20 protein-coding genes are annotated in these 21,454 nt (G+C 33.7%); 7 read left to right on the top strand and 13 right to left on the bottom strand.

Annotated elements, in window-relative coordinates; genetic code table 11:
• Positions 1 to 11: 11 nt before the first annotated feature.
• The 5 genes from FJR48_RS03230 to FJR48_RS03210 all read right to left on the bottom strand — a co-directional run bounded on the left by FJR48_RS03230 (position 12) and on the right by FJR48_RS03210 (position 5,016).
• On the bottom strand, positions 12 to 404 hold the full coding sequence (locus FJR48_RS03230; RefSeq protein ID WP_152306727.1) for a bacteriohemerythrin: 393 nt from the start codon (positions 402 to 404) through the stop codon (positions 12 to 14).
• On the bottom strand, positions 401 to 1,678 hold the full coding sequence (gene nifN, locus FJR48_RS03225) for a nitrogenase iron-molybdenum cofactor biosynthesis protein NifN (RefSeq protein WP_152306726.1): 1,278 nt from the start codon (positions 1,676 to 1,678) through the stop codon (positions 401 to 403). Before nifN ends, FJR48_RS03230 begins: the two co-directional genes overlap by 4 nt.
• A gap of 122 nt (positions 1,679 to 1,800) precedes the next feature.
• Positions 1,801 to 3,228, bottom strand: a complete 1,428-nt coding sequence (gene glnA / locus FJR48_RS03220) for a type I glutamate--ammonia ligase (RefSeq protein WP_152306725.1) — start codon at positions 3,226 to 3,228, stop codon at positions 1,801 to 1,803.
• 100 nt (positions 3,229 to 3,328) lie between these two features.
• A complete protein-coding gene (locus FJR48_RS03215; RefSeq protein WP_152306724.1) occupies positions 3,329 to 3,667 on the bottom strand; it encodes a P-II family nitrogen regulator in 339 nt (112 codons plus the stop codon).
• A gap of 44 nt (positions 3,668 to 3,711) precedes the next feature.
• Positions 3,712 to 5,016 (bottom strand): ammonium transporter, encoded by a 1,305-nt coding sequence (locus tag FJR48_RS03210; protein WP_152306723.1) that lies wholly within the window; start codon positions 5,014 to 5,016, stop codon positions 3,712 to 3,714.
• 299 nt (positions 5,017 to 5,315) lie between these two features.
• On the opposite strand from FJR48_RS03210, the gene FJR48_RS03205 reads away from it, so the two are divergent.
• Positions 5,316 to 6,065: a response regulator transcription factor gene (locus tag FJR48_RS03205; protein ID WP_152306722.1), complete on the top strand. Its 750-nt coding sequence runs from the start codon at positions 5,316 to 5,318 to the stop codon at positions 6,063 to 6,065.
• Between the two features lie 2 nt (positions 6,066 to 6,067).
• On the opposite strand, the gene FJR48_RS03200 is transcribed toward FJR48_RS03205, so the two are convergent.
• From FJR48_RS03200 to FJR48_RS03180, 6 genes are all read right to left on the bottom strand, one after another.
• Positions 6,068 to 8,359 carry an ATP-binding protein gene (locus FJR48_RS03200; RefSeq protein WP_152306721.1) on the bottom strand — a complete coding sequence of 764 codons (2,292 nt, stop codon included), beginning with the start codon at positions 8,357 to 8,359 and terminating at the stop codon, positions 6,068 to 6,070.
• Positions 8,360 to 8,367: 8 nt separating this feature from the next.
• The gene (locus FJR48_RS03195; RefSeq protein WP_152306720.1) at positions 8,368 to 9,168 is read right to left on the bottom strand and encodes a peptide deformylase; all 801 of its coding nucleotides are present in this window, start codon (positions 9,166 to 9,168) and stop codon (positions 8,368 to 8,370) included.
• A 64-nt stretch (positions 9,169 to 9,232) separates the two neighbouring features.
• The gene (locus tag FJR48_RS12155; protein WP_188108612.1) at positions 9,233 to 9,406 is read right to left on the bottom strand and encodes a hypothetical protein; all 174 of its coding nucleotides are present in this window, start codon (positions 9,404 to 9,406) and stop codon (positions 9,233 to 9,235) included.
• Positions 9,407 to 9,445: 39 nt separating this feature from the next.
• The gene (locus tag FJR48_RS03190; RefSeq protein WP_152306719.1) at positions 9,446 to 10,915 is read right to left on the bottom strand and encodes an NAD(P)/FAD-dependent oxidoreductase; all 1,470 of its coding nucleotides are present in this window, start codon (positions 10,913 to 10,915) and stop codon (positions 9,446 to 9,448) included.
• Positions 10,916 to 11,070: 155 nt separating this feature from the next.
• On the bottom strand, positions 11,071 to 13,632 hold the full coding sequence (pepN, locus tag FJR48_RS03185) for an aminopeptidase N (RefSeq protein WP_152306718.1): 2,562 nt from the start codon (positions 13,630 to 13,632) through the stop codon (positions 11,071 to 11,073).
• A 38-nt stretch (positions 13,633 to 13,670) separates the two neighbouring features.
• Complete coding sequence (locus tag FJR48_RS03180; RefSeq protein ID WP_152306717.1) at positions 13,671 to 15,440, bottom strand: sensor domain-containing diguanylate cyclase; 1,770 nt, start codon at positions 15,438 to 15,440, stop codon at positions 13,671 to 13,673.
• 98 nt (positions 15,441 to 15,538) lie between these two features.
• On the opposite strand from FJR48_RS03180, the gene pyrC reads away from it, so the two are divergent.
• Genes pyrC through exbD form a run of 5 tightly spaced genes read left to right on the top strand, consistent with a single transcriptional unit; the run spans position 15,539 to position 18,845 of the window.
• On the top strand, positions 15,539 to 16,546 hold the full coding sequence (gene pyrC, locus FJR48_RS03175) for a dihydroorotase (RefSeq protein ID WP_152306716.1): 1,008 nt from the start codon (positions 15,539 to 15,541) through the stop codon (positions 16,544 to 16,546).
• The gene (locus FJR48_RS03170) at positions 16,539 to 17,192 is read left to right on the top strand and encodes a response regulator transcription factor (protein ID WP_152306715.1); all 654 of its coding nucleotides are present in this window, start codon (positions 16,539 to 16,541) and stop codon (positions 17,190 to 17,192) included. The genes pyrC and FJR48_RS03170 overlap by 8 nt, the downstream gene beginning before the upstream one ends.
• On the top strand, positions 17,182 to 18,006 hold the full coding sequence (locus tag FJR48_RS03165; protein ID WP_152306714.1) for a sensor histidine kinase: 825 nt from the start codon (positions 17,182 to 17,184) through the stop codon (positions 18,004 to 18,006). The genes FJR48_RS03170 and FJR48_RS03165 overlap by 11 nt, the downstream gene beginning before the upstream one ends.
• A 13-nt stretch (positions 18,007 to 18,019) precedes the next feature.
• A complete protein-coding gene (gene exbB, locus FJR48_RS03160) occupies positions 18,020 to 18,466 on the top strand; it encodes a TonB-system energizer ExbB (RefSeq protein WP_152306713.1) in 447 nt (148 codons plus the stop codon).
• Positions 18,453 to 18,845: a TonB system transport protein ExbD gene (exbD, locus tag FJR48_RS03155; RefSeq protein ID WP_152306712.1), complete on the top strand. Its 393-nt coding sequence runs from the start codon at positions 18,453 to 18,455 to the stop codon at positions 18,843 to 18,845. Before exbB ends, exbD begins: the two co-directional genes overlap by 14 nt.
• Here the strand turns inward: exbD and FJR48_RS03150 are convergent, their stop codons facing one another.
• Both FJR48_RS03150 and FJR48_RS03145 read right to left on the bottom strand, forming a co-directional pair.
• Complete coding sequence (locus FJR48_RS03150) at positions 18,846 to 19,694, bottom strand: patatin-like phospholipase family protein (protein ID WP_152306711.1); 849 nt, start codon at positions 19,692 to 19,694, stop codon at positions 18,846 to 18,848.
• An 8-nt stretch (positions 19,695 to 19,702) separates the two neighbouring features.
• Positions 19,703 to 19,951: a hypothetical protein gene (locus FJR48_RS03145; RefSeq protein ID WP_188108611.1), complete on the bottom strand. Its 249-nt coding sequence runs from the start codon at positions 19,949 to 19,951 to the stop codon at positions 19,703 to 19,705.
• Positions 19,952 to 20,028: 77 nt separating this feature from the next.
• Here FJR48_RS03145 and FJR48_RS12540 point away from each other — a divergent pair, with 77 nt between their 5' ends.
• Entirely contained in the window at positions 20,029 to 21,444 is a 1,416-nt protein-coding gene (locus FJR48_RS12540; protein WP_152306710.1) for an HD-GYP domain-containing protein, read from the top strand.
• Positions 21,445 to 21,454: the final 10 nt, after the last annotated feature.

Raw genomic sequence — 21,454 nt, 5'->3', positions numbered from 1 at the left:
CCTTTGAAAGGTTATAAGTTTGTTTTTTCTTTTAAAAAGCTTGAAAGATCACTGTCCATACTTAGAAGATGCGTATCGAACCAGTTTGGAAGACCCTCAAGAAAATATGATTTTAATATATTTCTTCCTATTTTTGTATTTGCGCCGTTGATAAAGTATTCCATCTCATATAGTACTTTTTTATGCTCATCGGAATGCTCTTTTAGTCTAGGATAATTATATTTTTGCATAAGCTCCTCTTCATTACAAAAATGTAATCTTGTTTGTTCTAAAATTTTCAACATGACATTTTTGTAAGCTTCTGAGCTGTCATTTTCCAAAGAATTGTAAATTTCCACAAAATCCTTATGGTAAGAGTCCATCTCCTCAAAATTTAAAAGATGCTTTTGCTTATCAAACTTCATTCGTGGACTCCGTGATTATATACATTTAGTATATTTGCTAGCTCAAAAAGTAAATAACAACTTCCTTCATACAAAGTGTCGTTTATAAGTTGGTTTCCTACAATTTCGTAGTTTGGAAAACCTCTAAGAAGTAATGCTTTTTTATATTTATGTGCAATCCTCTCACCGTGAAAATTGCTGATAAGTAAATCTGCATCTTCCAAGGCATTCTCAACATCTTCAAAGTCACCTACAATTACATTATCACAATCAACACTTTCTAAAACATCACTTCTTGTAGGTATTACTATTGTTTTAATATCAGCTCCGGCTTCTTTTATCGTACTGACAACTGATAGTGCCTGATCGGCTTCAAGTGCTATAACTACTTTTGAACCGCCTATTGCAAAATGTGTATCAAGCAAGGCATCTTGAAGTCTTTTTCTCCATCTAATAACACTCGGATTTGGTTTTGAGATATTTTTAAACTCCATAAGTTTTTTATAAAATCTATCTATATTTAAAAGTCCGCTTAGTGTATTAAAATGTAGGTGTTTAACATTTGCGTTTTTCTCTATCAGTTTTTCACCGGCTTTTTCTACAGAATCACCCACTGTAATAACAACAGCACTCTCCCCGAGTTTTTTAATATCCTCTACACTTATTCCTCCACTGCTAAGTGCACCTTGTTTTAAACCTAAATGACCATCTAGGGATTCACTGAGATCTGGCAGTGCGTAAGTCTCAAAACCAAACATCGAAATTTGCTCTTTTATCTTCTCAATCTCTATGGGAGTTAGATTTACGTTTGGGATTAAAAGTGCTTTTTGAGTATCTATTTTTATTGTAGGTTCGACCAACTGTTCTATAATAGCTTCAACACTTCTTGCAAACCCACTCTCTAACCCACCTTCAAAGTCAGGGGTATGTACATAGGTTATAAGCTGTTTATCTTTTAGCAGATATGCAGCACCCTTTATATCATCACCTTTAGTTTCGGTTATACCTGTCGTAAAAAGGCCTACTAGATTAGGCTGAACTTTTTTTGTTATATTTTTGATGGCTTCGCTAATAGAATAATCTCCCCCGTCAATAACGGCAGTTATATCATTTATGGCAGTTGTCTGAACAGCTATGGGATCACTAAAATGACGTGTAAAAAATACTTTTGAAAACGATGCACATCCTTGTGCCCCGTGCATCAAAGGCATACAGTTTTTTATACCTAAAAAACAAAGTAATGCTCCCATAGGCTGCGATAATTTTATTGGGTTTATTTGTAATGGTTTGCTCATAATTTATTCCTATTTTATATACGTACTTACATATATTGTTCCCTAGGAATTTTGAAAAGAAAGATTTATTTTAAAAGTATTAATATCCCCACAAAGTGGGAATAAACAATGCTAAAAATTTATTAGCACTGGTAAGTTGTTTTGAACTCGTAAGCAGTCGGACGACCTTCATCCGGCCATACATCACGTTCAAATTTATATGATTGGTAAGTATCAATAAATACTTGAGAAAATACAGGTTTTAAGAAGTCGTTATCACGGATAAGCGCTTCAAGCGAACCACGTAAAGTATGTGGCATCTGCGGTATTTTTTTCTCGCGAATCTCATCAAGAGTTAATTCAAACAGATCCTCATCCATTGGACCGATTGGGATATCTTTGTTTTTGATACCGTCAAGCCCAGCCATCATCATAGCAGCAAATGCCAAGTACGGACATGCAGTAGAATCCGGGAATCTCATTTCGATACGAGTAGCTTTCTCACCCGCACCATATGGGATACGACAAGATGCCGAGCGGTTTTGAGAAGAATATGTAAGAATTGAAGGAGCTTCAAAACCAGGAATTAAACGCTTGTAAGAGTTAGTAGATGCATTTGTAAATGCAGCAACTGCACGAGCGTGTTTAAAGATACCGCCTATATAATGTAAAGCCGTTTCACTTAGGTTACCGTACTCACCCTCTTTGTAAAAAAGGTTTTTACCGTCTTTCCATAGAGATTGGTGAGTATGCATACCGTTACCGTTGTCGCCATAAAGAGGTTTTGGCATAAATGTAGCAGTTTTACCGTTAAGGTGAGCTATCATTTTTACGACATATTTATATTTTTGAACGTTGTCTGCTGCACCGATGATATCGCTAAAAACTATACCGATTTCACCTTGAGCTTGTGCAACTTCATGGTGACCAAGTACAACTTCAAGTCCAACTTGTTCTAGTACTTGCATCATCTCTGCACGCATATCTACCATGCTATCTGTTGGTTGAACCGGGAAGTAACCACCTTTAGTACCTGGACGGTGTGCAGTGTTTAAGTCTTCAAAATCAGTATTTGAATTCCATTCGCCTTCAGAAGAATCTACTTTGTAACCGGCTTCATTGATATTATCAACAAATTTTACGTCATCAAAGATAAAGAACTCATTTTCAGGTCCAAAGTATGCAGCATCAGCTATACCGATTTCATCGGCATGAGCAAGAGCTTTTTTAGCGATTGAACGTGGACACTTTTCGTATAGTTCACCTTTATAAATATCGTAAATATCACAAAAAACGATTATAGTAGGATCAGCTGTAAAAGGATCCATAAAAGCAGTCGGAACATCAGGTTTTAGCAGCATATCCGATTTATTGATAGGCTGCCAAGCTTCAATCGATGAACCGTCAAACGGAAAACCGGCTTCTAAATTTTCAGCATTTACGGCACTCATTCTGTAAGTTAAGTGATGCCATGCACCCTTTATATCCGTAAATCTTAAATCTACAAATTCAACTTCATTCTCTTTACAAAAAGAGAAAAACTCATCTATACTATTAACAAATTTACCCATTTATTATCTCCTGATTTAATCTGCTTGTATTGTAGCCAATAAAAAAGAGAAATAATTTATTCAATTGATTATTTTTTAATCAATAATTTATTTTTTATTATTAGATAGCTTCGCTACCAGTCTCACCTGTACGGATACGGATAATTTTATCTACATCACTAACAAATATCTTACCATCACCAATCTTACCTGTACGAGCAGCTTCAACGATTGTTGATGTAACCTGATCTACATCTTTATCCTCTACTATCATCTCCATCTTAATCTTCGGTAAAAAATCTACTACATACTCAGCCCCGCGATATAACTCACTGTGACCTTTCTGGCGTCCGTAACCTTTTACATCTGTTACCGTAATTCCGGTAATACCAATCTCAGCCAGTGCATCCTTTACATCTTCTAATTTAAATGGTTTAACAACCGCTTCTATTTTTTTCATCATATAACTCCAATAATCTTATTATTTATTTGAAGTCAAAACCATTAAAGGTTAAGACTTTTTTCACCATGCGTAGCTTCATCAAGACCAACTTGTTCTGTCTCTTCATCTACTCTAGCACCGCCTGTTAATGCTGAAGCTATATAGTAAACTACTACTGTACCTACTAATGTAAAGATACCGACTACTACTACCGATTCTAATTGAACTAGGAATTGACCCATTCTGTCTCCACTTGCTTTTAGTGGTCCATCCCATAGTAAGTTATTATCTTTTAGTGCTAGTAGTCCGGTTGCCAATGCACCCCATAGACCTGCTAGAAAGTGAATACCGAATGCATCTAGTGAATCATCGTATCCAAGTTTCTTTTTAAGTACAGCTACACCGTAAAATGCTACTATTGAACCTACTGAACCGACTATGATTGCTCCTGTTACATCTACAAACCCTGCTGCCGGAGTAATTGCTACCAGACCTGCTACTACACCTGAAGCTGCACCTAGTAGTGTAGGTTTTTTAAATACTAACCACTCTATTACTATCCAAGTGATAGCTGCTACTGCCGTTGCAAGAGTTGTTGTAAGGTAAGCTAAACCAGCGATTGCGTTTGCACCAAATGCAGATCCACCGTTGAATCCGTACCAACCAAACCATAACAGTGCTGCACCAAGAGCTGTTAACATTACAGACATTGGTTTCATTGCTGTTTTTGGATAACCGTTACGTTTACCTACTAAGTATGCTAATACTAAACCTGCTAAACCACCGTTCATGTGTACAACCGTACCACCTGCAAAGTCTAATGCACCTGCGTCAAATAGTAGTGCACCATCACCACCCCATACCATGTGTGTGATTGGAGCATATACTACGATTGTCCAGATTGCAACAAATACTAACCAAGTTGAGAACTTGATACGCTCAATTACTGATCCTGAAGCAATAGCTACCGTGATAGCTGCAAATGTACCTTGGAATACTACAAATACATATGTTGGATACGTTCCGCTTAAGTCGTTCCAGTTAATTCCACTTAGAAACATATTACCAAATCCGCCTATATATGACTGCAGGCTTCCTCCATCTCCAAACGCCATTGAATATCCGGCTGCTATCCATGCTATAAATGCTACTGCAAATGCACCTAATACCATCGCATATGTATTTAGTACGTTCTTACTTCTTGTCATACCTGCATAAAACAGTGCTAAACCTGCCGGTGTCATTAATAATACTAATGCCGCACTCATCATCATCCATGCCGTATCACCGCTATCTAGTGTCGGTGCTTCCTCAGCTAATGCCAAACTCGGTAACAGCAGCACCGCTATCTTTAACCATCTCTTCATCTTATCTCCTATATTATTTTTAATATACCAGAATTATAACAGTCTAAAAATATTTATTGAACAAATTATTGATTATTTTTTATACAGTTGATGATTATTTAAAAAAAATAAAAAATTTAATTTTTTATTTTTTTTTATAAATATAATTTAAATAATATACTTAAGCATTTCAAAATGTTACTTCTTTTACGAGATAATATTTATTTCTTGCTTATATTTTGTAATATGCATAAAATTATATTATAATAGATGACAAATTTATCACAAAGTAATTACATTTTTTTGATTCAAGGAAGAAAATGAGTAAAGTAGATATTATTATAGTAGAAGACGATGAGATTACTGCACTAAACTTAAGTATGTCTTTGCAAAAACACGACTACAATATAGTTGAAATTTGTAGTAATGTTATCGATGCAAAAAGTAAAATAGCTTCACACATACCAAATTTGGTAATTGTAGATATTTCACTTCAAGATACTTCAGACGGTATTGAACTGGCTAAATTTATAAAACAACAATACAACATACCTTTTATCTATTTAACTTCACATAGTGATGACGACATAATATCTTTAGCCAAAGTAACCGAACCCTACGGTTATATCGTAAAACCTTTTGATCCAAGTTCACTTCATGCTACTATACAGATGGCTTTATTTAAGTTTAATGTAGAAAACTCCAGAAAAAATGATTTGAGTTCTTTAAAAATCGATAAACTAAACCTTGAAAAACTTCTATATTCCAAAAGAGCTTCAGATGAGCCTATTGTACCTTTTGGAGACAACTATCACTTGGATATATCCATTTGCGAAACATTTTACAAGGGTAAAAAAATAAAGCTGACTAAAAAAGAGAATGCTTTTTTACGTCTGCTTGTAGCACAACTCGGTCAAGTTGTAAGTTTCGAGCAAGCTACAAACTATGTATGGGACGAAAACGGAGCTACTGAGAATAGTGTTAGAACATTGGTTTGGAGACTTAGAAACAAGCTTGAGACCGACATTATTAAAAATGCTTCGGGAATCGGTTATTTTATTGAAGAATAAAACTAATCGACCTCTATCTCTTGAAGATATTTAGATATTTCATCAAAAACTTCATCGTAATTATAATTTTCTTTTTCTGATTTTGCATTTTTTTCCATATCGTATGCTAAAGTCTGCAAAAAATCAATTCTAAAGTTGGCACTTGAACCTTTTATGCTATGTGCTAAAAGAGAGATATCTTTATAGTTTTTATCTTTTATTGCAACTTTTAATTCAGGCAACATTTTAGACATCTTCTTTAGATACAAATCAAGTAACATACTAAGTTCATCTCTATTTAGCTGCAACTCTTCCATTAATCTATCTATCTCTAAACCTTTTAGTGTTTTATTTTCTGTTTTATAATTTTGTTCTAGCGGTTTTTTACTGCCTTGTTTTAAATAAAGATTAAAAACTTTTTCAAGCTCTTTTAAAACTATCGGTTTTCCCAAAAATGAATCAAACCCGCTTTTTAATCCTCTTTCCTTCGCACCTTTGATTACATTTGCGGTTAAGGCTGAGACCGGTGTATGTTTTAAACCCATATTTTTTTCATAGTTTAATATCTTGGTTACGGATTTATTCCCGTCCATTACAGGCATCTGCTCATCCATTAAAATAAGGTCGTAGTTATTATTTTGTCGGTATAAATCATACGCTTCTAAACCGTTGTTAACAATATCAAAGTTTAAGCCGTATTTTTGGAGTAAAATTTTAATTAATTCTTGATTTGCTTCATTATCTTCTGCAACCAATATATTTCCAATATAACTTTTAGCACTGTTTTGATGTATTTTATGTTTTATATTTGGATGTAAAATCTCTAAAAATTTGTTTTTTAACTTTGAACAATACAAAGGATACGTCATAGAAGAGATATGCGAATAATTTTTATATTCATCGGTCTCTTTACTCATAAGTGCTATATAGTTTTGATTTGTATCATTAAGTATATGATTTTTTAAAGCCGTGTCGTTCATATCTTCATTTATATATAAAGCTACATCAAAATCCGTATTTAAATCATTTACGACATCAACATACACTTTAAATACATTCAGATAGCGTATTAGTGAATCTAATTTATATCTACTCTCTTCATTATTAAAATAAAAGACTATTTTTTTATCGGTTAGCTCAGACATACTGTCTAAAATATTACAAGACTTGTTATCTACTTTTACAGGTACATCTACATAAAATGTACTGCCTCGTCCAAGTTTTGACTCTACGTAAACTTTTCCATCCATTAACTCCGCTAATTGCTTAGATATGGATAATCCAAGTCCCGTTCCGCTGATAGAATCAATCGTTTTATCATAAGCTTGGGTAAAAGCCGAAAAAATATTTTTTTGGTCTTTCTCATCAATTCCAACACCGCTGTCTTTTACACTTATGGTTAATATCTTGTTTACACACTTTGCTTCTAAACTTATCTTTCCGTTATTTGGAGTAAATTTAATTGCATTACTTAAAAAATTTGATACTATTTGTTTTATTCTAAGTGGGTCTGCATATATCTCTTGGGGTATCTGCGGGTCGATAAAAGATATAATAGTTATATTTTTACTACTTGCCGATGCAACAAATAACTCTAATGTATGACTTAACTCTTCATGTATTGAGAACTGTTTTGGTTCTATGGTAAACTCACCGCTTCTAAGTTTTGAAAAGTCCAATATATCGTTAATTATACTAAGCAGTGTTTCACCGCTTGTATGAATAATATCTAAATAGTTTCTGTGTTTATCGGACAAGTCTTCATCAATAAGCAGATTAACAAAGCCCAAAATAGCATTTAAGGGTGTACGTATCTCATGCGACATATTTGATAAAAAGTGGTCTTTTGCCAATGTAGCTTTTTCTGCCTTAGCTCTTGCATCTATCAGTTTTTGAAAAATCGTATCCGTATAATAACGTAAAATTCCACGAAAATTTTGATCAAAGATATAAGATATTTCATCAAAAATCTCTTTAGAATTAATTTTTGCATCATATGAAAAATCAACCATTGAGCGTCTAAAATGACTGCATATCTCAAACAGTTCATCCGCACTTATCTCTCGATCTTTGAGGTAACTTAAAAGCCCTTGCATAACAGGACAGTTTCCTATTTCGGTTTCTCCGCTGATAACACCCATAAAATAATCAAATACACCGGAACCGTATGTATCTATAAAAAGCTTTGGTTCAATAGAGTGCTGCAGTAGAATCTCTTTGGGTAAATCATAAGATATCCAGTTGGCTAATATACTGTTTTTTGAATTTATAAACAGATGCTGATGTTTAGTTAACTGTGGAGCTCTTATATTCATAAACTAATCTACATTAAGAAATATGAAGCTATCATTATCAAAGTGAGTTTTGATAATGATATTATGGTCGTACCTATAATATTTCCTATTTGACAAGATGTACATGATGTATATTTTTTCCCTTCATACTGTGCGTAAAAGAAGTATACTATATTTAATCCAAGTACTCCAAAAGATGTATATAGTTGGTAATCCCATAGTTTATCGTTATCCGAGAAAAACGAAGATATTAACATTATTACCATTGCCACCATAGCAATATTTATGACTTTTAATATTTTATCCCTGTTAAAAGTTGTTGGACAAGTCTCAGATATCGCTATATCACTTCCAAATTCAAGTTTAGTCTCAAACCTTTTTTTCTCGTCAGAACTTAGTTTATTTATAAAAGACGAACCAAAAGTGTAGTCAATCTTTCTTTGTAAAAGAATAGCGTCATCACCCTCAGCTTTTAAAGAGTGCTGTTGTAAATTTCTATCTTCATATACTATAGATATGTTTGCATCCCTTGTAACTTTTGCACTTAAACCAGGAAAATATGCGGTTGTTTCAACCGTTGTAATTTTTTCCGCCGAAGCACCTATAACTCTTGGGTTTATTAACTCTAAAAAACTACCGTCCTCTTTTTTAATAACTACTATATTATACATACTCCCTATCTGAAAAGCAGCTAATCCGTCAAGATTGTTTGCATCTATAGTATCTTTAATATCCTGTATCAAATTTTCTATCTCTTCATTTACTACTCTTACATCAGTGGAGTAATTTACACTTGGAGGTGTAGGGTAAGTAATAATATCTTTTACCATTATAAATTGCCTTAATTATTAAAAAATAGGATTATGAGTTTTATCCCCAAAGATGGGGATATTGTTAGTGGCTTTTTTTAACCACTGTTATCATTTTAAGATTTATGATTACAAATCTTATAAACTGCCAAATAACACATGTACGTAACCATTTTGCAAACGGTCCGGGTGTCATCGTCGTAAAGTTGTTTCCATAAGCTTTAATATTTTCTTCGCCGTGTTTATGTTCGTGTGCCATATCTATAGTCTCCTTATATTATTTTTTTATAAATAATCCCTATTCAGGAATCATAGTCCAACCCGGATTAAGCTTAGCTTTATACATAAACAAGTGATGTAATATATGTTTAATCCAGTGTCCGGCAAGACCTATCTCACCGAATGTATAATCCGTATCACGCCCTGTTCCAGGATATTTTTCAAAATCAGGAACAACAGGATAAATAGTCATAGCAGCAGCAGTACCGCTGAATACACCTTTACCTGCAGATGCAACACAAGCCGCACCCATCTCTGCCATAGAAGCTTCATGTAATGGAGCGTTTTCACCTTTTAGTATTCTATCACAAATACTATGAGCAACAGTTTTTCCCATAATACCTGAAGGCATACCTGTTCTTGGAGGAGTAGGTCCAATCATAGTCCCGTTTGGAGATTTCATAGGTTTTGAAATCGGATGTGGAGGAGCAAAGGCAATACCACAAGCAAATACATTACCGTATGTAGGATTTTGATAAGTACGAGGCCAGTCAGATGCTTTCCAGTTCTCATATGCACCTGCAGCGTAGTTAGCATCAACTTTTAAGAAACCGTTTGGAGCAAACATAGTATCCGTAATATCAGAGCCGTCTTTACCGAAAGCTTTTATACCTACACCTGCAAACGGCGGAATTAACATTGAAAAATCAAATTCTTCCTCACCCGTAGAACCGTCGAGTAACTCATACTCAACTTTTCCTGACTCAACTTTAGATACGTGTGCACCTATAATCCAATCAACATTACGCTCTGTAAATAAAGATTCTGCAAAGATTTTAGAACTTACGGCAAAGCCCATAGCTTTCATGTGTAGTCCACCAACACCGAAGTCACCTAAGAAAGACTCGTTTGATATCCACTTGATGTCAGCCATATCACGCACACCGGCTTTTTTAAGTTCATGTTCAATATTAAAAATATACTCAAAAGCAGCACCTTGACACGTACACATACCGTGACCCGTACCGATTAAGAATTTTTGACGCTCGCCGGCTTTCATTTTTTCAATACATTTATCTAATTCATCACTAGCATGAGCCGCATGATCTGCCGTACAAACAGACACGGTATGCTCACCAAGCTGGCTTCCCTCACCAAGACCCGGCGTAGCACCGAAATTTAGTTTTGGACCAGTAGCATTAATTAGATAATCATATTCTACCTCTTCACTCTCACCCTCTTTACCTGATTGAGTATATTCAATAGTAACAAAAGGTTTATCACTTGATTCTTTTCCCTCTGGATTTATAGAAACGGCTTTTGCCTGCTTGTAATTAATACCGGCTTTAGCATATACCGGAGCTAAATCAAACGTAACGTCTTCTGCCGTCATTTGACCTACACCGACCCAAATATTTGATGGAATCCAGTTCCATTTACTATTTGGAGTTACAACTACAACTTCGTGAGCTGAACCTAACCATTTTGCTGCAAACGTAGCAGCTGTGTGGCCTGAAACACCACCACCTAATACAACTAATCTTGCCATATATCTTCCTTAAAATTGTTGTTCAAAGAATACTGTATCAAATTTTTATCAAATTTATATCACAATTTTACATAACCATATTATATACAAATTATAAACCACATATATAAGTTCTTGTTATAGGGCTTAAAGAGATTTTTAAATTCTATTTTAAACTATTTTGTTAAAATTTTGTTTACAATTTCATAACAATTTTTTGAAAGTGAGTGTGTAGAAACTACACGTTTTAATTCTGCTTTCATAAGTTTTTTATTTGTTTCATTCATTTTCTCGTAAATTTTAAATGCCCCCGCCAGCGCTGATGCCATTTGTGCATTGATTTTATCTATTTCAATTATTTTATCGGCTACAAATTTATATCCGAGTCCGTCTTTTGAATGAAAATGTTTATAGTTACGTGCAAACACTCCTATCAAAGAGCGAACAAGGTTTGGAATTTTTTCATCATATACATCATCATTTTGAAGTGCCATTACCCTATCTAAGGTACCTTCTCTCTCAGATGCGGCAAGTATTGCAAAATATTTATTCATAACCAAGGTATCGTTTTTATATCTTTGATAAAAATCGCTCAATGAAACAGCACCTTCTTTTTGAGTCGTATTTTCCAAGATATCCAAAGCTGCTATTTTATCCGTCATAGTAGATGAGTTATCGTATTGATTTTTTACCAAATCAATAATGTCCTCATCTCCAAGCATACTTAAGAGTTTTAAAACCCTGTTTTTAATAGCTCGTCTATCCATACTAAGTGATTCTATAGAATCGTCTTTAGGTAAATGATTATTCTTATAAATCGATAACAGTTTGTCTTTATATACGGATGCCAGATGCTTTTGAAGCTTCTCGTTGGCTTCATATATAGGTTCAAAATCAACTACTTCCTGTCTTTGCATCAGAGTAGAGACTGAAGGAAGTTCAAGCAAAAGAGCTTTAAACGACAAATTTAGGTCTGCATCCAGAATATATCCGTATGTATCTACAAACTCTCTATCAATCTCGTCGTTATGTATTATCTTCTCAAGTGTATCGACACCGAATGAGTGCATCGACTCGTACCTTACAAAAGAGTTTGAATCGTGTCTGCTTAAAAACTGATAATCATTTTGTTCTTGTTTAATAATAATAGGAGCCGAGAAATCACGGTTTATAGAGAGAATCGGTTTTGAATCCGTTTCCCATGAAAACTCTTCAAACTCTTTTGAGATTGTTAGAGTCTCTTCAAGTATCTCTTTTCCTTCTTCATTTAAGAGTGCTATTTTTAGCGGAAAGAAATAAACTCTTTGTCTCTGACCTTCAAGTGTATTTGGAATAACCTGAGTAAGACGAAGTATATATTTATTATTCTCATATTTTTCACTGACAAGCAGTCTAGGTGTACCGTTTTGATGATACCATCTCTCAAACTGTGTTAAATCAACTTTACCCGCTTCACTCATAGCCCATAAAAAATCTTTTGTAGTCACGGCTTGCCCGTCAAAACTCTCAAAGTACAGATCAGTAGCTTTTCTGTATTTTTCTTCCCCTAAAAGCGTGTGTATCATTCTTATGACTTCAGCACCTTTTTCATAAACGGTCGCCGTGTAGAAGTTATTCATAGATATGTACGATTCGGGTTGAATAGGATGTGAGGTCGGAGATGCATCTTCTACAAACTGACGCTCTCTTAAAGCTTTAACATCTTCGATGCGAGCAACCTCTTTAGAGTTTAAATCGGCTGAAAAGCACTGGTCGCGAAAAACGGTAAGCCCCTCTTTTAAAGTAAGCTGGAACCAATCGCGACACGTAATCCTATTCCCGGTCCAGTTATGAAAATACTCATGTGCTATTACACTTTGAATACCCATAAAATCTCTGTCGGTTGCCAACTCTTCGTTTGCCAGCACATAATGTGAGTTAAATATGTTTAAGCCCTTATTCTCCATAGCACCCATATTAAAGCTGTCAACGGCTACTATGTTGTAAATATCCAAGTCATACTCTCGACCGTATTTTTCCTCATCCCAAAGCATTGCATCTTTTAAAGACCTCATAGCATGAAAACATTTAGATTCATTTCCTAAATCACAATAGATATTTAACTCGATATCATTACCGCTCATTGTTCTAAAGCTGTCGTTTATAACACCCAAATCACCTGCTACCAATGCAAAAAGGTATGAGGGTTTGGGATGCGGATCAAACCAAGTAACACTGTGCTTGTCACCATACTGATTTTCACTTTGCTTATTTCCGTTTGAGAGTAATACCGGATACTTTTTTTTATCAGCAATTATTGTAGTAGTATATACAGCCATAACGTCGGGTCTGTCTATATAAGGTGTTATACGACGAAAACCTTCAGGTTCGTTTTGTGTACAAAAAATTGAACCTGATTTATATAAGCCTTCTAATTCCGTGTTATTTTGGGGGTATATTTTATTTTTTATCTTTAGAGAAAATTTGTTTGGCGTATTGTAAACACTCAATACCTCATCTTTATAGCTGTACCTTGCATCCGAGAGTTTTAAGTCATTTAAATATAATTCAATCAGTTCTAAATCTATACTGTTTAACTTAAGAGTATATAGCTGATTATCTTTTTTTGAACTCTCTATATTCATCGTATTTGTTACTATCGTATAATCATCATAAAGTTCAAAACACAAATCACATTTGCTTACTTTAAATTCTGGTTGTTTATAATCTTTTAAATATATCTCTTTTATTTCACTCATAAAATCTGCTCTTATCCTTTTAAATTTCTATATTTTACTTAAATAGTTACTAAATTTCTACCATTTTCTTTTGACTCATACAGTAAAGTATCTGCTCTTTTTAAAAATATATCTATAGACTCATTTTCTTCATATTCCACCAAACCTACACTTATCGTCAAAGGTTTATCTAACCCAAAGTCATATTCAGAAATACTTTTCATCATTCTCTCAATAGTGCTCTTTGCACCGGCTATTTTCGTATCAGGCATCAGAAGCAAAAATTCTTCTCCGCCGTATCTGCCAATATAGTCTATATCTCTTAAATTTAACTTTAAAAGTTTAACAAGTTCAACCAATACAAAATCACCCTTGTCATGGCCGTATATATCATTAATTCTTTTAAAAAAATCTATATCAACCATTGCTAAACTAAGTATAGTTTTATGACGGTTACAACGATGAATTTCATGCTTTAATACTTCCATAATAGAGTACCGACTGTGAGCTTTTGTCAAATAATCGGTTTTTGCAATTTTTTCCAAATCTTTTGTGGCTTGCATCAGCTCTTTAGTTCTCTCCTTAACTTTTGATTCAAGAGAATTATTTAAAACTTTTAACTCTTTGGCTTTTGCCGTAATCTCTTCTTGATAATTTTCAAACGATTTTTTTATAAAACGTGATACAAAATATGATATAAATAAAGACACTATAAGAAGGATAATACTTCCAAAAACTAAGTTTGTAAGCTTCATGTTATGAGCTTCATACAATTCTCTGCTTTGTTTTGCGACTTCATCTTTTACCGTAGATTCGTAATAACCCGTAGCAACTATCCAGTCAGAATTCGGCACTGCTTGTATATATGTATATTTTTTCTCATCTTTTTTTGTTTTTGGATTATCCCAATCATATGTAATATAACCTGAATTATTGTCTCTAAAAATATCATATATCATTTTATAAATATTTTTTGCTATTCCCTCTTTATACGACTTAATATTTTTACCGACCATTTCATTCATGGCTGAATGCAAAAGCATAGTCCCGTCTCTTTTTACAATATAAAAGTAATTCGAGTTCATAGCATCTATTTTTGATATACTTGTGAGTAAAATTTTGTCTGCACTTTTAGTAGCACTATCAAGATACTCCGAACTTCCCATATACCAGTCGTAAAAACCTACACTTTTTACAAAAGCAAGTTGTTTAAACTGTTTTGTTTTATCAAAACCGGGTCTTGTAAAAGTATCCCATAAGAAACCTTCCCCTTCATTTTTACAAAGTTTAATCTCATCTTTTATTATCTCCTTGCCGTTGGCATCTTTAAAATCTATTATAGAACTTCCCTCAAGATGCTTTAAATATTTTGGAGACAAATAAAAAACTCCTTTAAAATCCAATATCCATATAAAACTCTCACCATTGTTCCACAGCATCGGACGAAGTGCTTCTATAATTATCTCTTGTATCTCTTTTTTTGATTTAGTGTCCCTATATTTTGTCTCTATTGCTTTTGCGATTTTTATAGCATTGTTTACCCTGCTTTTTATACGCTTTTTCATATCTTGTTTTGTGATGCTTTTATGGTAAACTATGTGATTGACCATAGATTCAACTTGAGCTTTTATAGTTTTTCTATGGGTATGATGAAGATTTTGTTCTACTTTTTCTACATTTTTCTTAAAGCTTTCATTGCTTGTATTTATAATTAATAAACTAAATAGCAATACCGTTAAAGGGATAAATATAAAAGGTCCAAATGTTAAAATAGTACCTATATTGTTTTCGTTTATAATATTTGTATTTTGCTGTTTTTTACTGCTCATATCAATATTATATCTATGTAATATATGATTTATTCTTAACTTAACCTTACATATAACTTATTTTGCTATAATACATAAGAAATATTTTAAGGATTTTTATGAAAACCCATACACTTTTGATGCCACTAGATATGCACTTACACCTTCGTGACGGTGTGATGCTTGAAAACATTGCACCTCTTAGTGCTTACAGTTTTTCAGGTGCTATAATTATGCCAAACTTGGTTCCGCCGGTAACTACACTAGATGATGTAAAAAAATATAAAAAACGTATTATGGCAACAGTTCCAAACGATTATTTTGAGCCGTATATGACACTTTTTTACAAAAACTACGATAAAGCATTTCTTGAGAGTGTTGTTGATAATATAACTGCAATAAAGCTATACCCTGACGGTGCGACTACAAATTCGGACGGTGGAGTTAGCAGTTTTGACATAGAAGAGATGCGTGAAACTTTAGAAGCGATGAGTGAACTTGACATTCCTTTATGTGTACACGGCGAAACAGCAGGTTTTGTTATGGACAGAGAAGCCGAGTTTATGAGTATCTATGAGCTTTTAGCTAAAAACTTTCCAAATCTAAAAATCATTATGGAACATATCACAACTAAAGCCGCAGTAGATATGTTAGACAAGTACGATAATCTTTATGCGACTATAACTGTTCATCACCTGCTTTTAACACTAGATGACGTAGTGGGCGGTATGATGATGCCACACCACTTTTGCAAACCAATAGCAAAACGTCCTGAGGATTTGGATGCACTGCTGAGTGTTGCACTAGAAGCTCATCCTAAAGTTATGTTCGGTTCAGACTCTGCTCCGCATCCCAAAAATAAAAAAGAATCATGTGGCTGTGCAGCCGGTGTATTTACAGCACCTATCGCTCTTCAGCTTCTTTGTGAGATATTTGAACAGTACGATAAACTCGATAACTTACAAGCATTTGTAAGCGACAATGCACAAAGCATCTACGGTATATGTCCCGAATTTAAAGAAGTCGTTTTAGAAAAACGCCCTTTTGAAGTACCGGCTAGTTACTCAGATGTAGTACCTTTATATGCAGGTAAAGAAATTGGTTGGGCAATTCAAAGCGTTGAATAAAATACTACTTTTAGAAGACGATATACTACTTGGGGAAACTCTGATAGATTTACTTGAAGATGAAGGCTATGCCGTATCTCATTTTCCAAACGGTCAAGATGCTTTGGATGCAACATTTGAGAATAAGTTTGATTTGTATCTTTTGGATATAAACGTTCCTCAAATAGACGGTCTAACTCTACTAAAAGAGTTAAGAGATGCAAGTGACAATACACCTGCCATATATCTTACCTCCCATCAAGAAAAAGATAAACTTCTTGAAGGCTTTAACAACGGATGTGACGACTTTATAAAAAAACCTTTTGACAATGATGAACTTCTTGTTAGAATAGCTTCTATTTTTAAAAGAACCAAAACAAATAATTCAGATTGTGTCGGAGAGTTATGTCACGATGCAACCCACAAAAGAATCCTTTACAAATCTCATGAGCTGGACTTATCTCAAAAAGAGTATAAACTTTTACTACTGCTTATGCGACACGTGAATTCAACCGTACCAAAAGAGCTTATTTTGGATGAGTTATGGAATCTTAGTGAAGGTGGAAGCGATGGAGCATTAAGAGTTTATATAAACCGTCTTAAACATCTTCTTCCCGAAATAAATATTCAAAACGTAAGAGCCGTAGGGTATAAACTTGTTTCATAATTTACGTTTAAATATTTTTATATATTACTTTTTCACTACACTCGGTTTTTTGTTTGTCTTGTATTACTTTTTAGAAGTTTTAGAGTTTGGCGACGTTTACTTACTTTTGGCCATTTTAGCAACTCTTGCGATATTTTCCGGTGTATTTATCTCAAAATTGGCAATTGAACCGTTTCAAGAGCACTTAAACAACATAGAACATTTATCCAAAGAGACACTGCATGAGTTAAACCTTCCTATAGCTACGATAAAAACAAATACACAGATGCTTTCAAAAAATATGAATAATGAAAAAGATCTAAAAAGAATTTCAAGAATTCTTAGTGCATCAAATATGCTTGAACAACGTTACAACGAACTAGATTATATGATTAAAACCCACACTACAAAAGAGATTAATGAAGATTTTTTTTTAGATGAACTTGTAAAAGAACGTATAGATTTTTTACAAGGCATCTATCCCAACAAAACATTCAAACTAAAACTTGAGAGAGTAAACATATTTAACGATAAAATTGGACTTGGAAAAGTTATTGATAATATAATCGATAACGGTATAAAATACAGTAAAAACAGTGATATTATAGATATTTATTTAAAAAACAAATATTTAACTATACAAGACTATGGTCAGGGTATGGATGAAAGTGAACTGCTAAAAGTTTTTGACAAATACTATCAAGGCGATACAGGTGCAAAAGGTTTTGGTATCGGACTTAGTCTGGTAAAAAGATTTTGCGATAAACAAAATATAAAATTATCCATAGATTCAAAACCGAATTATGGTACAAAAATAACTCTAATGTTTAAATAAGGGATTTAACAATATGGAAGATATAAATTTTTTAGCATATGCCGAACAAGCCGTTGACTACGGTGTGATGGGTGTTCTTATTCTTATGAGTATAGTTACTTTATGGCTTTTTATAGAGAGAATGATGTTTTACAAAAGTGTACGCATAGATGATTACGACCATAGAGACAATTTAGAAATGGATTTAACGGACAACATTAGCGTTATCAGTGCTATAGGTTCAAACGCTCCCTATGTAGGACTTCTTGGAACAGTCCTTGGAATCATGATTACCTTTTATACCCTCGGAGATGCGGGGGCGGTAGATGCAAAGAAAATTATGATAGGTCTGGCACTTGCACTTAAAGCTACGGCAATGGGTCTTGTAGTAGCAATTCCCTCTATTATATTTTATACTATATCTTTAAGAAAGATAGAAAGAATCCTTACAAAGTTTGACGTACAAAATGGCAAAATGTAAAAAAGCTCCAAAAAGATTTGATGAGATAAACGTCATACCGTTTATCGATATTATGCTTGTACTCTTAGTTATGGTTTTAACTACTGCCACTTTTATAAAACAGGGAGTAATCCCCGTAGATTTGCCAAAAGCCAAAAAAGCAGACAAACAAGATGTAAAAAAAGAGCTCAACATCTATGTGAATGCTAAAGGTGAGCTATTTTTTGAAAAAGAAAAGGTCGATTTAAAAGAATTAAGAACCAAACTTGAGACTATCTCCAAAGAGCAAACGGTAGTACTTAGAAGCGATAAAGAATCACGTTTTCAGGATTTTGTAAGCGTTATGGATATTTTAAAAGAATTGAAGCATGAACAACTTTATATAGTTACTAAAGAGTAGCTATTTTTCAAAACTCTCTTTACACTTGTTATATCCATAATCAATAATCTTTCTTGAAAGCTTAAAATCAAAAATTCCACATATATTTCTTGGTATTTTTATCTCTATATCCGGTGGATAAGCCGCAAGTTTCATATTGGCAATACTTCCCTGCATCGTATCAAAAGACTTGTTAGCCACCATATGCATTCCATTCTCCGAGAAGACAGAGTCAGGCATAGTTATCTTACTCATATACTCTTTTATTTTGGATTTAATATCTTTAGGTTCTTCTTTATTATCATCAGATATCACATCAGAACTTGGCTCGGCTCCTAAATTTACAGCTATTGTAATATCCGTATCGTCATTAAACGTAGGAGCTATCGGAACGGGGTTTAAAACACCTCCATCTACCAAAAGCTTGTCCTTATAACGGTAAGGTGAAAAAAATAACGGAAGTGAAATAGATGCCCTTATCGCATCCATTAACGAGCCTTTTTTTATCCAGATTTCTTTCTCTGCATTTATATCCGTCGCAACAGCTGTAAAGTTTATAGGCAAATCTTCTATGTTATGCTCTCCGGCTATATCTTGAAGTTTTGACATGAGTTTATCACCTAAAACCAAACCGCCGTCACCTTTGAAATCTAAAAGTTTAAGCATATCCAATGTATCTATATCATCTAACCATTCTACATAAGCGTCTAGTTTACCGACGGCATAAAAAGCACCTATTAAAGCTCCCATAGAGCATCCTGAAATAGAATCGATTTTATAACCGTTTTCTTCAAGCCAACGTATAACACCGATATGTGCCAAACCTCTTGCTCCACCACTCCCAAGAACTAATGAAACTCTTTTTTTCATACCGTTTCCTAATAAGTCTTATCCATAAGTTTTAAGTCACTTTTCCACGTAGATTTATCTTCTTTAGTGTCTTTTTTCAAATCTGCTTTTGATGTTTGAACAACTTTTTTTGTACTAAATTCTTTTTTTTCAATCTCTTCTACATCGTGAAAGAGTGATGTAGCCAAAAAGAACAATACCATTATTACAACTACGGATGCATAAGCTAAAAGATAATTTTTTATATGTCCACTCTCAAACGGGTTTTCGATTTTCAATATATAACCTTTTTAAACTTAATCTATATTTTATAATATAATGCAATAATAATATCATATTAACACTGAGAAAACATATGAAAAGTGGACTTAAACCCTCAAATATTATCTCTACAAAAGTACGTCTTTTTTTATATCTGTCTTCACTCTCAACAATGATTTTTTCACAAAACTATTGTATAAACGTATGTCCATTTATTGATGAGCTTTCTTATAATACCCTTACCTTTAATCTTTTTATTATATTTATTTTTCATATTATGATCAGAGAACTTCTATACTATTTTTTCGACAAAACCCCATCAGGTTTAACTCTGCCTCGTTTTCTGTACTACCTATCTATTATCTCTTGGATGATTGCTGGTATAGGAGCATTTCTTTTGCATAACTATTTATATCCCTATTTTCCAATAGGAAGCCATTTAAAACTTCTGAGCAGTTACTGGGTGCTTGGTGCAGGACTTCTTGCCCAGCTTGAATATATAATATTTGAGCAAAGATATAAACAGATAGTTGATGTTTTATACATAAAAGAGTTTAACGAAAATATATCACGCAGAATTTTTGAGAGTTTTCTTATACTGAGTGCTGCCCCTTCCATAACCATTATATTAATACTTGCACGTTATAGAAATGAAACGCTTCAAGGCTCTCACATACTAGAAGAGATAGCCTATGTTATAGTTTTGTTTATATCGGTAGCTATTATATGTGCATACTATTTTGGAAAGATGCTAAAAGAAGACACAAAAAAAGTGCTTGAGAATATACATGAGATAAAACACTCAAACTACAATATAACCCATAATATTGCAAGGGCTGATGAGATAGGTGAGATATCTCAAGCTATAGAATCTATGGCTCATGAGATTGGCAACCTAAATCAAGAGATAGTCTCAACTCAAACAGAAATTGTAAATACTATGGGGGAAATTGCAGAAACGAGAAGCAAAGAGACAGGAAACCATGTAAAACGAGTGGCACTTTACTCAGAGCTTTTAGCCTTAAAATACGGTATGGATGCAAATGAAGCAAAACTTTTAAAACAAGCATCCCCAATGCACGATATTGGAAAAATAGGAATACCCGACAGTATATTAAATAAACCGGGACGCCACACAAAAGAAGAGTTTGAGATTATGAAGACACATGCAAACCTTGGTTATGACATACTAAAAAATTCTAGTAGAGAGATTTTAAAAGCTGCTGCAATAGTTGCATATGAACATCATGAAAAGTATGATGGTAGTGGATATCCAAGAGGCTTAAGCGGTAAAGATATACATATATACGGTCGTATTACGGCTGTTGCAGATGTATTTGATGCATTGGGTTCTGATAGGGTATATAAAAAAGCTTGGGATGATGATAAAATTTTTGAGCTTTTTAAAGAGGAAAGCGGAAAACATTTTGACCCACGTTTAGTAAAATTGTTTTTCGAAAATATAGATGAGATTTTAAAAATAAGAAATAGTCTAAAAGATAGTATATAAAACTGATTAT

It is taken from the genome of Sulfurimonas lithotrophica (genome assembly GCF_009258225.1).
Lineage (GTDB): Bacteria > Campylobacterota > Campylobacteria > Campylobacterales > Sulfurimonadaceae > Sulfurimonas > Sulfurimonas lithotrophica.
Note: the sequence above shows the minus strand (reverse complement) of the source record. Positions and strands in the feature narration are given on the sequence as shown.

Bases quoted from the DNA above. Each gene is read 5' to 3' on its own strand.
- FJR48_RS03230 (WP_152306727.1), bottom strand. From the start codon at position 404: ATGAAGTTTGATAAGCAAAAGCATCTTTTAAATTTTGAGGAGATGGAC.
- nifN (WP_152306726.1), bottom strand. From the start codon at position 1,678: ATGAGCAAACCATTACAAATAAACCCAATAAAATTATCGCAGCCTATG.
- glnA (WP_152306725.1), bottom strand. From the start codon at position 3,228: ATGGGTAAATTTGTTAATAGTATAGATGAGTTTTTCTCTTTTTGTAAA.
- FJR48_RS03215 (WP_152306724.1), bottom strand. From the start codon at position 3,667: ATGAAAAAAATAGAAGCGGTTGTTAAACCATTTAAATTAGAAGATGTA.
- FJR48_RS03210 (WP_152306723.1), bottom strand. From the start codon at position 5,016: ATGAAGAGATGGTTAAAGATAGCGGTGCTGCTGTTACCGAGTTTGGCA.
- FJR48_RS03205 (WP_152306722.1), top strand. From the start codon at position 5,316: ATGAGTAAAGTAGATATTATTATAGTAGAAGACGATGAGATTACTGCA.
- FJR48_RS03200 (WP_152306721.1), bottom strand. From the start codon at position 8,359: ATGAATATAAGAGCTCCACAGTTAACTAAACATCAGCATCTGTTTATA.
- FJR48_RS03195 (WP_152306720.1), bottom strand. From the start codon at position 9,168: ATGGTAAAAGATATTATTACTTACCCTACACCTCCAAGTGTAAATTAC.
- FJR48_RS12155 (WP_188108612.1), bottom strand. From the start codon at position 9,406: ATGGCACACGAACATAAACACGGCGAAGAAAATATTAAAGCTTATGGA.
- FJR48_RS03190 (WP_152306719.1), bottom strand. From the start codon at position 10,915: ATGGCAAGATTAGTTGTATTAGGTGGTGGTGTTTCAGGCCACACAGCT.
- pepN (WP_152306718.1), bottom strand. From the start codon at position 13,632: ATGAGTGAAATAAAAGAGATATATTTAAAAGATTATAAACAACCAGAA.
- FJR48_RS03180 (WP_152306717.1), bottom strand. From the start codon at position 15,440: ATGAGCAGTAAAAAACAGCAAAATACAAATATTATAAACGAAAACAAT.
- pyrC (WP_152306716.1), top strand. From the start codon at position 15,539: ATGAAAACCCATACACTTTTGATGCCACTAGATATGCACTTACACCTT.
- exbB (WP_152306713.1), top strand. From the start codon at position 18,020: ATGGAAGATATAAATTTTTTAGCATATGCCGAACAAGCCGTTGACTAC.
- exbD (WP_152306712.1), top strand. From the start codon at position 18,453: ATGGCAAAATGTAAAAAAGCTCCAAAAAGATTTGATGAGATAAACGTC.
- FJR48_RS03150 (WP_152306711.1), bottom strand. From the start codon at position 19,694: ATGAAAAAAAGAGTTTCATTAGTTCTTGGGAGTGGTGGAGCAAGAGGT.
- FJR48_RS12540 (WP_152306710.1), top strand. From the start codon at position 20,029: ATGAAAAGTGGACTTAAACCCTCAAATATTATCTCTACAAAAGTACGT.